The sequence below is a fragment of the Photobacterium sanguinicancri genome, assembly GCF_002265265.1.
Classification (GTDB): Bacteria; Pseudomonadota; Gammaproteobacteria; order Enterobacterales; family Vibrionaceae; genus Photobacterium; species Photobacterium sanguinicancri.
Window position 1 is genome coordinate 1 of the sequence record NZ_NOIF01000128.1, and the last position, 15,208, is coordinate 15,208.

General features: G+C 44.0%; 11 protein-coding genes. 5 read left to right on the forward strand and 6 right to left on the reverse strand.

Translation table 11 applies throughout. The annotated features are described in order from the left end of the window. Window positions 1–273: 273 nt before the first annotated feature. The 3 genes from hutW (at window position 274) to hutZ (ending at window position 3,083) form a co-directional block, all read left to right on the forward strand. Window positions 274–1,653: a heme anaerobic degradation radical SAM methyltransferase ChuW/HutW gene (gene hutW / locus ASV53_RS16830; protein ID WP_094957939.1), complete on the forward strand. Its 1,380-nt coding sequence runs from the start codon at window positions 274–276 to the stop codon at window positions 1,651–1,653. A 170-nt stretch (window positions 1,654–1,823) separates the two neighbouring features. Beyond that, window positions 1,824–2,342, forward strand: coding sequence for a heme utilization cystosolic carrier protein HutX (hutX, locus tag ASV53_RS16835; RefSeq protein WP_062690520.1), 519 nt, complete (start codon window positions 1,824–1,826; stop codon window positions 2,340–2,342). Window positions 2,343–2,525: 183 nt separating this feature from the next. Further along, window positions 2,526–3,083, forward strand: coding sequence for a heme utilization protein HutZ (gene hutZ / locus ASV53_RS16840; protein ID WP_062690521.1), 558 nt, complete (start codon window positions 2,526–2,528; stop codon window positions 3,081–3,083). 137 nt (window positions 3,084–3,220) lie between these two features. Here hutZ and ASV53_RS16845 read toward each other — a convergent pair whose 3' ends face one another. Both ASV53_RS16845 and ASV53_RS16850 read right to left on the reverse strand, forming a co-directional pair. Continuing rightward, window positions 3,221–6,454, reverse strand: a complete 3,234-nt coding sequence (locus ASV53_RS16845; protein WP_094957940.1) for an efflux RND transporter permease subunit — start codon at window positions 6,452–6,454, stop codon at window positions 3,221–3,223. Next, window positions 6,454–7,617, reverse strand: coding sequence for an efflux RND transporter periplasmic adaptor subunit (locus ASV53_RS16850; protein WP_094957941.1), 1,164 nt, complete (start codon window positions 7,615–7,617; stop codon window positions 6,454–6,456). Before ASV53_RS16850 ends, ASV53_RS16845 begins: the two co-directional genes overlap by 1 nt. A gap of 173 nt (window positions 7,618–7,790) precedes the next feature. On the opposite strand from ASV53_RS16850, the gene ASV53_RS16855 reads away from it, so the two are divergent. Further along, window positions 7,791–8,189, forward strand: a complete 399-nt coding sequence (locus tag ASV53_RS16855; protein ID WP_062690522.1) for a hypothetical protein — start codon at window positions 7,791–7,793, stop codon at window positions 8,187–8,189. 143 nt (window positions 8,190–8,332) lie between these two features. Here the strand turns inward: ASV53_RS16855 and ASV53_RS16860 are convergent, their stop codons facing one another. The 4 genes from ASV53_RS16860 to torC all read right to left on the reverse strand — a co-directional run bounded on the left by ASV53_RS16860 (window position 8,333) and on the right by torC (window position 13,933). Beyond that, complete coding sequence (locus tag ASV53_RS16860) at window positions 8,333–8,878, reverse strand: hypothetical protein (RefSeq protein WP_094957942.1); 546 nt, start codon at window positions 8,876–8,878, stop codon at window positions 8,333–8,335. 440 nt (window positions 8,879–9,318) lie between these two features. Further along, window positions 9,319–9,969: a molecular chaperone TorD gene (gene torD / locus ASV53_RS16865; RefSeq protein ID WP_062690524.1), complete on the reverse strand. Its 651-nt coding sequence runs from the start codon at window positions 9,967–9,969 to the stop codon at window positions 9,319–9,321. Window positions 9,970–10,166: 197 nt separating this feature from the next. Next, window positions 10,167–12,695, reverse strand: coding sequence for a trimethylamine-N-oxide reductase TorA (torA, locus tag ASV53_RS16870; RefSeq protein ID WP_094957943.1), 2,529 nt, complete (start codon window positions 12,693–12,695; stop codon window positions 10,167–10,169). A 71-nt stretch (window positions 12,696–12,766) separates the two neighbouring features. Next, window positions 12,767–13,933 (reverse strand): pentaheme c-type cytochrome TorC, encoded by a 1,167-nt coding sequence (torC, locus tag ASV53_RS16875; RefSeq protein ID WP_094957944.1) that lies wholly within the window; start codon window positions 13,931–13,933, stop codon window positions 12,767–12,769. Window positions 13,934–14,134: 201 nt separating this feature from the next. Between torC and torR the strand changes: the two genes are divergently transcribed. Beyond that, window positions 14,135–14,848, forward strand: coding sequence for a two-component system response regulator TorR (torR, locus tag ASV53_RS16880; protein ID WP_062690527.1), 714 nt, complete (start codon window positions 14,135–14,137; stop codon window positions 14,846–14,848). Window positions 14,849–15,208: the final 360 nt, after the last annotated feature.

Here is a 15,208-nt window from a genome sequence, read left to right on the forward strand (position 1 = left end):
TAGTAACTTGCTTATATAAATAAAAACAATGATATAGATGTAATTTAGTGCTGTTAGATACAGTAGTTAATCAGATATATCAATTGAGCGGCTGCAATAAGAAAGTATTGTTAAACGTGCTCATAAAGCATCAATTAAGGTTTGATTTTCAATCTCAACGAAAGTTAAGTTTTAGTCTTTGATGATGGGCTAGCCATCGCTAGCATTGTGTAGTTCAGTGATTGCTCTCGCTGATCGTTGCAAAAGAGGCTGGTATTTTTCCAGCAAATAGCCATGAAACAAATAAATGAAACAGTCTCCCAAGTTGTCTCTGAGTTACTAACGCCCGAAGTGACGGGTATCTCAACACCTGATCCATTGCGCTATGCTTTTCAACAAAAGAAATCGGCGCATGCAGGGGGGCAATCTACGGTTGTAGATAAGAGTCAGCATCAAAATATCGCTCAGTTGGTTATGAACCAAGTACCCGAGCAGTTGGGTAAACGTTGTTTATACGTACATATCCCTTTTTGTCGTGTGCGCTGTACGTATTGTAACTTTTTTCAGTATGCGTCTAGTCAGCAACTAATAGATGACTATTTCGCAGCACTGATGGTTGAGCTAAAAGTGAAAGCAGCAATGCCGTGGACGCAGGCGGCACCATTCCATGCTGTTTATATTGGTGGTGGTACGCCAACAGATTTAACCGCCGCACAGATTAAAACCTTGGGTGAGATGATCCGTCGTCATTTTCCATTAATGACAGATTGCGAACTCACCTTAGAAGGGCGTATCAATCGGTTTAGTGATGAACTGTTTGATTCAGCATTAGAAGGCGGATTTAACCGATTTTCGTTTGGTGTGCAGAGCTTTAATACCCAAGTTCGTCGTAAAGCGAAGCGATTAGATGATCGTGAAGATGTGTTAGAACGTATCCAAGCATTAAGTACATCAGACGCGGCACCTATCGTTATTGACCTGTTATATGGCTTGCCATATCAAGATGTAGACGTATGGCAACAAGACTTGGCTGACTTTTTAGAAAGTGGAGCGCATGGCGTCGACCTTTATCAGCTGATTGAGATGGGGGGAACCCCAATGAAAGGCATGATAGAGCAGGGCAAACTCCCTCATCCTGCAGATACTGCTACTAAAGCGACCATGTTTGAGCAAGGTAGCGCTTTTATGGATAAGCACCATTTACGCCGCCTCAGTGTTAACCACTGGGCGCGAGATAACCGTGAGCGCAGCGTCTATAACAGTTTGGCAAAAACCTCTGCTGAAGTATTGCCTTTAGGGGCGGGGGCTGGTGGTAATGTTGGTGGCTATGGATTTATGCAGCACCGAACATTAGATGCTTATATAGAAGCGATTAATGCGGGTCATACACCCGTAGCCATGATGACAAAGACCCCAGCCAGTGCCGTGCTAAATTCGGTCATTAAGGCGAGCTTTGACCGTGGTGTGCTTTCCCGAACGCAGTTACAAAGCGCAGCGCAATACGATGTATTTGAAGCCTGTTTACCCTTGTTCAAAGCATGGCAAAAAAATGGCTTGGTTATCCTTGAAGATGACTATCTATCATTAACGCTTGCAGGGCAGTTTTGGTCAGTAACCTTAGCGCAAGGGATGCTCCAGGTTGTTCAACAAACGGCTAACCAGCAAGCCGCATAATTTATGGAGGCTTGTTTGAACACTTCCGTTCAGCAATAGAACTGAATGCAACACGACAAGCTCTAATAACCAGAACTAATAACCAGAACTAATAACAAGAACTAATGACAAGAACTAAGTGCGGTTTGCCCTTGGTCTATGAATCCAACTAAGATAATAGAGAGAACACTGTGTACGCATCTTCTACATTTGAAAACGTGAAATCTCAAGTCAGTGAAATTCTAAACGCTGATCCAAAATTACATGCAGGTGCGATTGCTCAGCAATTGAACCTTACTGAAGGTGAAGTGGTTTTTGCTTTTCCTGAAGAATTGGTTGTACGCCTTGCCGGTGAGCACGCGAAAGCGATTTTAGAAGACTTACCATCATGGGGGCCAGTGACAAGTATTGTGCATTCCATGGGTTCTATTTTTGAGGTGAAAGCACCTTTCCCAAAAGGTAAAGAAGCCCGTGGATACTATAACTTAATGGGTAAAGAAGGCGAAATGCATGGTCACCTTCGCTTAGATCTTGTTACCAATATTGCATTGGTCAGTAAAGAATTTATGGGGCAAGAAAGTTACTTCATTGGCTTCTTTGCTGAGCAAGGCGAATGTGTATTTAAAGTGTATTTAGGCCGTGATAAGCAGCGTAAATTGTTCCCAGAACAAATTGAGAAATTTAACGCATTAAAACAACAATACATTTAACGAAAACGTGAAAATAAGTTCTCACACTGTGATGGGAACTTATTAATAGCGTATTGAATCAAAAATAGCAGCATCTAGCATGATCGCGTAATACCAATGCCATTATTGAGCTCACGTAATGGGGTTACGATTAAAGTTAGGCGCGATATTGATAAGCTAAAATAATAATTATTAGGAGAAAGGATGAATCAGGTAAAACAAGAACGTTTACAAAATCGTTTAGGGCCAGAAATTAAAGAGTTTCGTGAAGCGTGCCAAACGCTACAACTTGCTACTGTGGATGCGAATGGCAAGCCAAATGTAAGCTATGCGCCATTTGCATTATTGGAAGATGGTTATTACGTTCTTATCAGCCAAATTGCGCGTCATGCACGTAATTTACTTGAAAACCCACAAGTATCTTTAATGATGATTGAAGATGAAGGCACGTCGAAAACCTTGTATGCACGTAAGCGTTTAACGTTTGAAGCTGATGTATCCGTGGTTGAGCGTCAGAGTGAGGTTTGGTTAGAAGCTGTTGCTGGCTTGAAAATGCGATTTGGCGATATTGTTGACGGTCTTAGCGGCTTAGAAGATTTCACTATGTTCCGCCTTGCGCCGACTCAAGGTTTATTTGTAAAAGGTTTTGGTCAAGCTTTCCAAGTATCAAGCGATGATTTAGTTGATTTTGTCCACCTGACTGAAGGTCATCGCCGAGTTAAAGATGGCAGTGAAGTTGAAACACCGACTGAAGAGTTATAAGAATCATCTGTTTTGTTCTATAAGACTTAGTTGTTTCTCCTAAAAGAGAAGTCTGGAACCGAGAAGCCTGAACCGACAAAGATAGAAAAGAGAAAGCCAGCATATAAATGCCGGCTTTTTTAATGGGTGAAACTGGCTTATGTTAGCTCAGTATCTAGTTGCTTTCGTGGTGAACTCCCTGACACATCTGCTGGACTAACCATGGTGTTGGTGGCATGACTTTGGTGGCCGGGGTCGCTGCTATTGTGAGTGAAAGGGCTGTCTGTACGATGTAAATGCGAAGAGGATGGTTTATTCTTCTCTCTGCCCAGCATCAATAGGCAAGGTGTCAGGATAAGCGTCAGTACAGTTGCAAAGGCTAAGCCGCCCGCAATGGCTGTTGCTAACTGAGACCACCACTGAGTACTTGGTGCGCCAAATTCAACTTTACGATTGATAAGGTCGATATTCATTTCAAGCACCATCGGCATCAAACCTAGGATTGTCGTTATCGTTGTCAGCAATACAGGCCTTAAACGTTGCGCGCCAGTGTGCATGATAGCGTTAACTTTATCGTATCCTTTTTTGCGCAGTTGGTTGTAAGTATCGATCAGTACAATATTGTTATTCACCACTATGCCAGCAAGCGCAATCACCCCAATGCCTGACATGATAATGCCAAATGGCCGTTGGAAGATCAGTAAGCCAAGGAACACGCCAGCCGTTGAGAACAACACCGCACTCAAAATCAGCAAGGCTTGATAGAAGCTATTGAATTGCGTGACCAAGATTAACCCCATCACGGCGAGCGCCACTAAGAAGGCAGATTGTAAGAACTTTGATGAGTTATCTTGCTCTTCATTTTGTCCTCGCAGTGCAACTTGCACACTTTTCCCTAGCGGTAGGCCTGCCAGTGCAGCTTCGACTTTGGGCAGCTCAAGGCTTAAGTTGTAGCCTGTTGCCATGTCAGCCTTAACTTCCAGTACGCGCTTACCACCAATGTGATGAATACTGTTTTGCTTCGGTGATGGGTTCACTTGTGCAAAATTAGTCATGGGGATCAAGCCGTATTGTGTTTTGACTCTAAGCTCATCAAAGCGGCCAATGTCACGCTCTGCTTTTGGATAGCGGACCAAAATATCGACTTCATCATCAGTATCATCAGGTAGGTATTCGCCGATCTTAAGACCGTTAGTCACGAATTGGACAGTGTTACCGACCAATGTGGCATCTGCCCCAAAGCGTGCAGCATCGTCACGGTTGATTTTGATTTCCCAATCAATCCCCGGTTTATTACCTGTATCAGAAATATTGGTGAATGCAGGTTGTGTTTCTAACCAATGACGCACAGCGGTAACGGCTGGAGTCATTTCGTCGTTATTACGAGCAGTGATCTCGATGATCAAATCATGCTCGTTAGGTGGACCCGCTTCAGGAAATTTAAACTCTAATTCAACCCCAGCAAGATCCTTGGTTTTATCTCTTAGATTAGCGATGATCTCGGTGATCGGCGGGCGGTATTGCCAATCCAGTGGGTTAAATTGAATACGCCCAATTTCATCATCTCCCCCTGTTTTGGTGTAAATACTGCTGATGCCTTCGGTATCCATAACGCGGGCTTCAATACTTTTCATTAGTGCATCTTTCTCATAGATCGAAAGATCGCCATGTGATCGTGCTTTCAAGCTGAAGTGGGGTGGGTCAACCTCTGGGAAGAATACCGCGCCTAAACCGGCCACACTGTAGCTATAGCCAATTATGCCCGCTAGAACAAATGCAGATAGGAGTATTTTAAGAGGGTGCTTAATGGCAATAGCAAGGCTGTTTAAATACAGCTTGGTGAGGCCAACAGCTTGCGAAAAATCGCCATTTTCTACTGCGATTTTACGTTGCTGGACCGCCTTACTCGTGTATTGAGGGCGACCAATTACACTGCCAAGTACTGGTACAAAAATTAACGCCATGACGAGTGATGCCGTTAATGTCGCAATTAACGTCAGTGGCAGATAACGCATGAACTCGCCAGTGGTATCTGGCCAAAAGAGTAGCGGACCGAAGGCTGCTAATGTCGTAGCGGTTGATGCCGTGATCGGCCACGCCATACGCCTTGCCGCTTCGCGATAAGCTTGTTTACGTGGGATATTTTCCTGCATCCGCCGTTCAGCATACTCGGTTACAACAATTGCGCCATCAACCAGCATTCCCACAGCCATGATAAGCGAGAAAAGTACAATAATATTGATGGTTAGCCCGCTGATAGCAAGAACCAATAGCCCGGTAAGAAATGAACCTGGAATAGAAATACCAACAAGTAAGGCAGTGCGCGAACCGAGTATCGCGATAATAACTACGACAACTAAGATGATTGCAGACAGGATATTGTTTTGAAGATCGTTCAGCATCATCTGAACATCTTTAGAACCATCGAGTGTGTATTCAACCAATAAATTATCAGGCCACTCTGGTAACTTCTGTGCCTCTGCGACAACGGCTTTAACAATCTCAACCGTTTCTATGATGTTTTCGCCTGCGCGTTTTTTAACATCTAAAACAATGGCGGGTTGACCGTTAAGACGAGCAAAGCTGCTCGCGTCACGAAAGGCGCGGCGAACAGTGGCAACATCACCAAAGGTGACGACTTTACTGCCATCGACTTTGATGGGCAGTTCTAAAATGTCTTTGAGTGAATCAAAGACTGACGGTACCTTTACCGAAAATCTACCATAGCCGCTATCAATAAAGCCTGCGGCTACCACGCGGTTATTTCTGGAAACTAAGTTAAAGACATCGTTTTGATCCAATCCGTAGCTTTCCATGAGTAATGGCTCAACGAGGATCTCGACTACGTCTTCACGATCACCAGCGATCTCAACTTCCAATACTTGACGATAACTTTCTAGTTTGTCTTGGAGCTGGCGTGCTATTTGAATTGTGGTGCGCTCAGGTACTGTGCCGTAAAGCACCATAGAGAGTACCGGCTCTTCACCTGCTAGTGTTATTTCATTGACTGTGGGTTCATCACTGTCATCGGGCAGTTTTACTTTGGCAATGTCGACGGCTTCACGCACATCCGTGAGTGCACCTTCTAAATCAGAACCCGCATTAAATTCCAAGACAACGGAGGCATGACCTTCAGAGGCCGTTGCTGTCATCTCTTTCACACCCTCGATAGATTGCAGTTCTTTCTCTAACGGGCGAACCAGTAAGCGTTCTGCATCTTCTGGGCTGATTCCCTGGTGTGAAACAGAAACATAGATAATGGGAATCGTAATGTCTGGGTTTGATTCTTTTGGAATGGCGCGATACATCGCAGCCCCTGCAATCAAAATCAGTACAAGTAGAGTGATGACAGTACGAGAACGACTGAGGGCTGCTTCAATAATTCCAAACATTACTCACCGCCCGTCTGTTTAGTGTGATTTTTGTTGAGAGGAGCGTCGCTAACTGAGGTTTCATTAATAGGGTCGGTGTCGACTGGAATAACGGTATCACCGTTACGGACGAAACCTTGTCCAACGGTAATAACATCTACCTGTTCACCTAAACCACCAAGCCAGACACCATCAGGCTCGACTTTTACGATAGCAATCGGGGCGAAAGCAACTTTGTTGTCTGCTATTAATGTTTTAATACCTAGATTGCCAATTTCATCTAATGCCAACATGGACGGGGTGACTTTGATTGCTGATTGTTTATCGAGAATTAAATCCACTTCGGCGCTGATCCCAGCAGCCAGTGATGAATTAGGGTTGGCCACCTCAAGTTCAATCGGAAAAGTATTGGTCGTTTCTGAGGCGATACTGGCTTTATAGCGCAGTTTACCTGCCAGAGATAATCCAGTTGATAAGGTGATGTTGGCTTTTTGGCCATGGTGAATACTTTGAATATGACGTTCACTGACATCAGCGGTAATGACGAGAGGATCAAGGTCGACAACGTTAGCAATAGGATCGCCAATACCGAGATAATCACCTTGCTCGACATGTAAAATGTTAACGATGCCATCAAAAGGCGCCGTCACTGTGGTATTGCTTAGTGCGAGTTCTAGATTTTTAACGGTAGCTTTGGCTTCTACTAAGCCGGCCTGTGCTCTGGTCAGTGCGACCTCACCTTGTAGGCCACGTTCACGTAATGATTTAGCAGCGTTGAATTCTTTACTTTTGACTGACAGTAAAGCAAGTGCGCGCTGCAGCTGTAATTCTCGATCAGCTTTATTGAGTTGGACTAGGGCTTGCCCTTTTTTGACAAACTGTCCTTTGCGGATAAGTAGTTGTTCGACATTGCCAGATACTTCTGCACCTAAGGTTGCTTTTCTGTCTGGTGCTGTGCGGCCGTATAGCGCGACTGTACGAGTGATTGGCTGAGCGGTAACAGTACTAACGACGACTTTAGCAAGGGGAACGCTTTGCTGACTTGTCTCTTGCGCTGATGTGTTTGCAGGCGGCGCTTCTGGCGAGCTAACGATGCCACTGATTAACCACACACCCATTATGATTAAAATCATAACAGAGATTATCCACGGATTACGTGCAAGGTATTGTTTTGCTGAAGCCATTCGTCACTATCCTTGTGAGCTAGAAAGGGTATCTACGTAGCCATCGTAACAGTTCAGGCTAAATGTGTCTGTGCTTGAATTAAATCCATGAGATATAGCGTATAAATTCTTGAAATCCACAAAAATAGTGTGATAATTATGGGATTCATTGCTGATTAATTTGGACTACTAGCATGACAAAAGATACGAATAGACAAGGCGTTTGGTTTGCTTATATCGCAACGTTTTTAACACCATTCACGCTTATGATTTCGGGTATTATCGCGATTATTTATTCTGCATATCAGATGAATAAAGGCACAGATGATGTTACCTATAGCCATTACTACACCATCATCAAAACATTCTTCTTATTCTTTACATTCTTTGTGGTGTTGGGTGTAACTGCTGCAACGACAAGTGGCATGGTCGCAGGTGCAGAATATTGGGTACATAGCGATATTTTAGACATGATCCGCCATGCTATTCCTTACATTGGTGCTGCTATTTCTTTAGCCGCTATTTGTTTCTGGTTTATTAAAATCAGTAAAGGCATGCAGCGTTTAAAAGCAAATCAAGCGGTAGAAATTTAAATATTTTTAAGACTTGTGTGATTGTTATGGCACATGAGGGTTATTAATCATTTAATAGATAAAAAGCCCACACAGTGAGATTCACTGTGTGGGCTTTTTTGTGGATTCAGCAAATGGTACAGATTGGTATTTAAACGCCGTTCTTATTGCATTTTCTTTAGCAACTGATCTAAATCGCCAAACAAGTCTTTTGTTTTCGGGTCTTGTTTAGCCATTGCGGTATAGGTCGCCTTTCGTAGCTCTTCTTCCTGATCCATAAGCGCAGTGTCGCTCATGATGGCTTCTCGTTGCTTTGCCAATACTGATTTAGCGTGGCCGAACTCTTCTAATAATTCGGCTTGTTGTTCTTGCGTTGTCTCTGATGAGCGCAATTCATCTTGAATTTCTTTTGCTTTAGCCATGAATGCGTCAGGGTCATAGCCGACTTGATCGGCCTTAGCTTCGAATGCTTTTTCAAAATCGAGTTGTTGCTGGCGTAAATCAGGGTTAGCTTGCAAGGTTTCTTGTTTAATAGCGGCCAGTTCTTGCTGGATAACACCGACTTCATTCGCGATACGTTGCTGTTCGGTATAAGAATTTGCAGCGACAGGGCTGGCGGTGGCGGTGAAGCTAAGCGTTGATGCTGCGATAAGTAATACGGCACCAATTGATTTAACAAAATGCGAAGTAAAGATACGAGAATCAGTCATTGTGTCACCTGTATTGTTGTTGAAATCATTGCCACAGCCAGCATTAGCAAGCTCTTTATTGTAGAAATATCAATAAGTAGCGTGATCTAATATGCCGTGTCCTAGGATTTTTCTTCGAGTGAGTAATTAGCGTGAGAATAAAATGACGGATTCTGGTTTGGCATTTGTCAGTGTTCTGTTAGTTAGGCTGACTGTTAACTGAATAAGCAATATAAGAAGGCTTTTAGCTGGAGATGGTTGTTGATTAGCGGTTGTTGAGTATTGGTTGGTACTGATTGTCGTGGATAAGGCGAAAAAAGCTGGCAATCCAATTGCCAGCAAAGGAGATAGTGTCGCGACGTAACTTGATTATAAAAATCAGCGATTACTACGATCAATGATTTCTACGATCAGTGATTGGTGAAATCACTTTGTTAGTCGCGAGGACTTATTATTCGGGTTTATTCTTCGCCTTGCAGAAATGCCAAGTCAAGTTGGCAAAACGCAAGTAACAAGTTAACAGCAGCAGCATAGAAGCCAAACTTGTCACGTGTATTACATTCCTTAACGAATAGTGGTAGCCATGTCATTAAGTGTTCATTAATAAAGCTTAGTTGAGCTTGCATCGCTTCTTCATGTTTTTCTGCGTCATCTTGCTGGTTCGCAAGGATGATTAAGTTTCCAAGGAAGTCGAGCTCAATCGCAACATGGTCAGCAGGCTCATTGAATTCTTTACGCTGTGCTATCTCGTATTGGCTGAATAGAGCATTCATTTCTTGAGCTGGCTTGTCGTTCAAAAGGCCAGATTCACCAATGTACATAGACGCATACGGTAGCGCACCAGATTTTGGTGTGCTTAGGAACAAGCCACAGAAATCGGCAGCAAGCTCTAGCTGTGCGTCTTCGCGGCTTTGTACGCGTGTAATTGCTTCACGGAAGGCTTCAACAGGTGCTTTTAACTCATCTGTCATGCCTAGGCCAGACAAGAAGGTGTACATCTCGCCACCGTAGTATTGCTCTAGATCTTCGTTCGTTAGTTCGCGTGCCAGTAGTGAAGACATCCACCAGTAAATTTCAGCACGTTGTTCGTTGAAGGCAATCAGTTCTTGCATGGTTACTCCAAGACGGTTTTAAACAAGCTCGTAGGGTAGGGCTTATTTAGGAAAACATATTCACATACAGTGTTTATTACTCAGACAATGATAACGTCTTGTATGTGAATAGGTTTTAACTAGAAAAATAAAGGTAGCTCATTCAAGCTACCTTCATCAAGTCTGTGTGGCTCATAAAGAGCCACACGTCACCTGTATTATGCTTTCATAGCAGGGAATAGAGGATCGATATCTGTTACTTCTGACGGGCCGTGGAAGCCAGTTACCGCAGGAACAACACCGGTGTACTTCTCGATATTTACAATCGCTGAGTGCGCTGAAGTTGCCTGTGCAAGTTTAGAAGAACCAATATCTTGCGTCAGTACGTTTGGATCACCGTATGTACAGATAGTACCTGGCTTGCCACCTTCTAGTGGGCTGTACCATGCACCTTCTTCGATACGACAAACACCTTGTGAGTAATCGTCTGTAACAACGGCACCAGCAAGCACTTGGCCACGGTCGTTGAATACGCGTACTACGTCACCAGATTTGATACCACGTGCCGCTGCATCTTTAGTGTTGATGTAGATTGGCTCGCGATCCGCTACTGCGTAAGTCGCGCGTAGTTCTGTTGAAGAACATAGCTGCGAGTGCAGACGGTGGTTCGGGTGACAGCTCTGTAAGTGCAGTGGGAATGCGTCAGAACGAGGACCACCGTGGCTACGTTCTTTCTTCTCAAACCACATTGGGTGACCTTGACAGTCATCGTAGCCCATATCTGCGATAGTCTTACAGTAGATCTCAATCAGACCAGAAGCTGTACCTAGAGGCTCTAGATCCGGTTCTTTACGGAATGATTCGTGACGAACCCACTCAGTACCAGCAGGGAAGTCGATGAAACCTTCACCTTCCCAGAACTTCTTGAAGTTAGGCATACGAACACCTAGGCCACGGCCTTGTAGACGTGCACCGTTGTAGATCTCTTCAATCCATTCCATTTGTGTCTTACCACCAGTGAATGCTTCTTCACGGCCGTAACGACGACATAGTTCACGGAACATTTCGAAGTCATCTTTCGCTTCAAACATTGGCTCAACCACTTTAGGAAGCGCGATGATACCTGCGTTTGAGTGGTTACCGTATTGCTCAATGTCATCACGCTCATGCGTAGTCGTTGCTGGCAGTACGATATCAGCGAAACGACATGTTGCAGTCCACTGGTGATCGATAGAAACAACAGTTTCCAGTTTACGCCACGCTTTGATCATCTTGTTACGATCTTGGTGGTGATGGAATGGGTTGTTACCACAGAAGATAGCCATCTTCATTTCAGGGAACTTAATGTCGTGACCGTTCCACTGGATGGTTTTACCTGGGTTGTCGATACAATCGACAAAACGAGCAACAGGGATGTACGTTGAGTAACCGTTGAAAGAACCATTGTGAATTGGGTCAACGCCAGTTACACCGCTGAAACCTGACATTAGTGGGCCGTTTGACGTGATAGAACCCGCGTCATTGTAGTGCCAACCGAAGCCGAAGCCACCGCCAGGTAGACCAATTTGACCAAGCATAGCGGCAACAACAACTAGCATCCACGCGTATTGCTCGCCGTGTTGCATACGTTGTAGACACCAACCACCGATGATTTGAGTACGGCCAGAAGCCATTTGACGTGCAAGTGCACGGATATCATCAGCTTTAATGCCACAGATTTTCTCTGCCCACTCAGGTGTTTTCTCAACACCATCAGACTCACCCATTAGGTAAGGTGTGAACTTCTTGAAGCCTGTTGTGTAGTCTGCGATGAACTCTTTGTTGTATAGATTTTCAGTATACAGAGTGTGCGCAATCGCAAGCATCAACGGAAGGTCAGTTTGTGGGTTAACAGGAACCTGATCGCCACCAACATACTTCATTGTTTCTGAACGTACTGGATCAACGTGAATAACTTTAATTTCTTTGTTTTTCACTTTTTCAGCAAGTTGCTGATAGTACGCGTAAGGGCTGTGATCTGGAACCAACCAACCTACTTGTAGGTTTTTGATTGGGTCTGAACCCCAGATAACAATAGTATCTGAATGCTCAAGTACTAGCGGCCAAGACGTTTGCTGCTCGTATACTTCCATTGCACCAGCAACGTAAGGAAGGATAACTTGTGCAGCACCCGTTGAGTAGTCACCCATTTTACCTAGGTAAGTACCGTGTAGACCAACAGCGCGGCTCATCATGGTACCTGCTGAGTGCAGTTTACCTACTGACTGCCAACCTGTGTGACCAGCGTACAATGCGCTTGGACCGAAGTTATTCTGAACACGTTCCATTTCGTGGTAGAAGAAGTCAAGCGCTTGAGACCATGGCACACGTACAAAGCGGTTATCACCACGTTGAGTAGTATCAGACTTGTAGCCATGTTTTAGCCAGTCGATACGTACCATTGGGTACTTAACACGTGCAGGGTTGTAAACCACTTCACGTACGCCATCGATCATATGAGAAGGGTGGTTGTCCTTTTCAAAAGGAGTTGTACTTACCCAAACGCCATCAACAACTTTAGCGCGGAATGCACCCCAGTGAGAACCAGACAGGACATCGCCTGTGAATTTAGCTTGTGATTCAGTTGCAGCCATTGCATTGCGTGGCGCAAGTAGGCTTGTACCTACTACAGATGCCGCACTTGCAGCAACCATTCCCGAAAGGAAACGACGGCGTGAGATGCCTTTGTTTAGAATTTGAGTCGCCATAATTGGAGAATCCTTTAATTATTTTAAATTCTGAGGATGTGGCGGAAGGAGAGCCTTCCGCCTATCGGGAATTAGTGTGCGCCAGCGCCGCCAGTGTCTTTACCGTGGTTCTGAAGATACTTAAGTAGGGTACGTTCTTCAGTTTTGCTTAGACGGTAGTATGCGCTCATTGCATTCAGGCCAGAGATCCAACCGTTAGCAGTGAAGTGAGCTGGGTCTGGAGCAGCATGACATGCGTTACAAGTAGACGCGTACATACCTTCTGCGTAGTTCCAGATTGGCTGAATGTTGTCGATTAGATCAGCGCTTGTTACCCATGCTTGAACAGAAACGTGTTGCCATACGATATCAGTCGCAGAGTCAGTTTTCTCTTCAATAAGTTGCTCAGTTGCTTTAACGTCGCCACGGATTGTTGCTTTGAATACACGTTTGCCCATGTACTCAGTCATAACACGGCCTTTACCTGCTTTTTCTAACCAACCGTCGATTTGAACTTTAACCATGTCATCTTTACGTTCAAGAACCGTAACTTCAGATGCTGGTAGAAGTTTACCTTCAGCTTTGCTTGAAGCGTCAGCAACTGCGTATAGGTCTTTTTCGCCAAGAGAGTATAGTTTCTCAGCAGTAGCACCTTGGCTGTTAGCGGTAGCTTGTAGGGTTTCAAAGTCTTTTTGGAAGCCACCTGCCATGTTAGGCAGTTCGTGTGCGATACCTTTGTGACATTCGATACAGTTCATGTTCTCTGCTGCTGCTTTTTTCATTTCCATAGCGGCTTTAGCAGATTGCTTGCTGTGATCCATATCATCGTATGAGTGACAGCTTTTACATGTTTTAGATTGTTGGCCACTCATACGCGCCCAAACAGCTTGTGCCATTTCTAAGCGGTTTTCTTCAAATTTTTCAGGCGTATCGATTTTGCCTGTAATGAAGTGGTGGTATAGATCTTTTGCTGCTTCCAGTTTGCGGAATACTTTACCAGGGAAATCTTTTGGCTGGTGACAATCAGTACAAACTGCTTGAACACCTGAGGCATTTTTGAAGTGAACAGATTCTTTGTACTCTTCGTAGTTTTGCTCCATGGTGTGGCACGAAGTACAGAATTCGATAGTCGAAGTAACCTCGAAGCCTTTGTGTACCACGAAGGTGCCCGCTAAGGTGATACCGATACCGACCAAAACTAGTGCAAGAATAGAAAGCTTGCTGCTAGGTTTGATCAACTTTTGCCAAAGTTTTTTCATAGTGGATGATTCCATTAAAGAATGATGTCACTGTTAAGTGGCAGTGACGTATAAATTTTTATGGTTTAATCTTAAAGACACGATATGAATAAGGTTAAGGGCGGGCGTTAACAGTTAAAGCTGAATTATGAAAGGTTATTAATAATTCGGTTGTTATGCTACCGTATTCAAGACAGCCAAATAATTAGAAAAGAGATAGAAATGAGTCATCACGTACTTGTTGTAGAAGACGAGATTGTGACCCGTACTAAGCTGGTGGGTTACTTTGAAAATGAGGGTTACAAGGTAAGCCAGGCTGAGAGTGGAACGCAAATGCGTGACATTATGGCTAGCGAGAAGATTGACCTTGTAATGCTTGATATCAATTTGCCTGGTGAAGATGGTTTAATGCTGACGCGCGAGCTTCGTAGCCGCTCAGAAGTTGGTATTATTCTTGTTACTGGTCGAACAGATAGTATCGATAAAATCGTAGGGCTAGAGATGGGTGCCGACGATTATGTGACTAAGCCTTTTGAACTCCGTGAACTACTCGTTCGCGTTAAAAACCTGCTGTGGCGCATCTCTCTGGTCGAAAAGGCAAGAGATGAAGCTGTTGTAGAGTTGCAAGAAGATAGCATTATTCGTTTTGGTGAATGGCAGTTCGACATTAATAAACGTGCACTAACGCACAACGGTGTCCCTGTTAAGTTAACGAAAGCTGAATATGAATTATTGGTGGCATTCTCATCTCATCCCAATGTGGTTTTAAGCCGCGATCGTATTTTAAATATGCTTAGCCATCGCGTTGAAGCACCTAATGATCGCACCATCGATGTGTTAATTCGACGCATGCGTTCTAAGATGGAAGCTGACCCTAAAAACCCACAAATTTTCGTGACTGTTCACGGTGAAGGTTACATGTTTGCTGGTGACTAAACGTTGGTTTATTTCATCATGCAAGTTATTGATTTGCACTGATTGATATATTCATAATTTGTCATATTTGAGCCGCTATACACTGTATAGCGGCTTTTTTGTACGCGCTAATCTGCACTTTTATTGATAATGATCAATTTATATTACGGCTTATTAATGAGCAATAAATGTGACATGGGTCCCACCTGTATGTAATTGATACAGAAGTCGTTTACTTTATAATCGCAGAGCGACATAGATCTCATTCCGTCACGCTAAGTTTTGAGAGAAATGGCAGTGGTTATGTATTAGGAATAGCGATTAAATGAGTAACTGTGAAGGGAAGTCGATTAAAAAATGGGCGATTCATTGGGTGGGTAA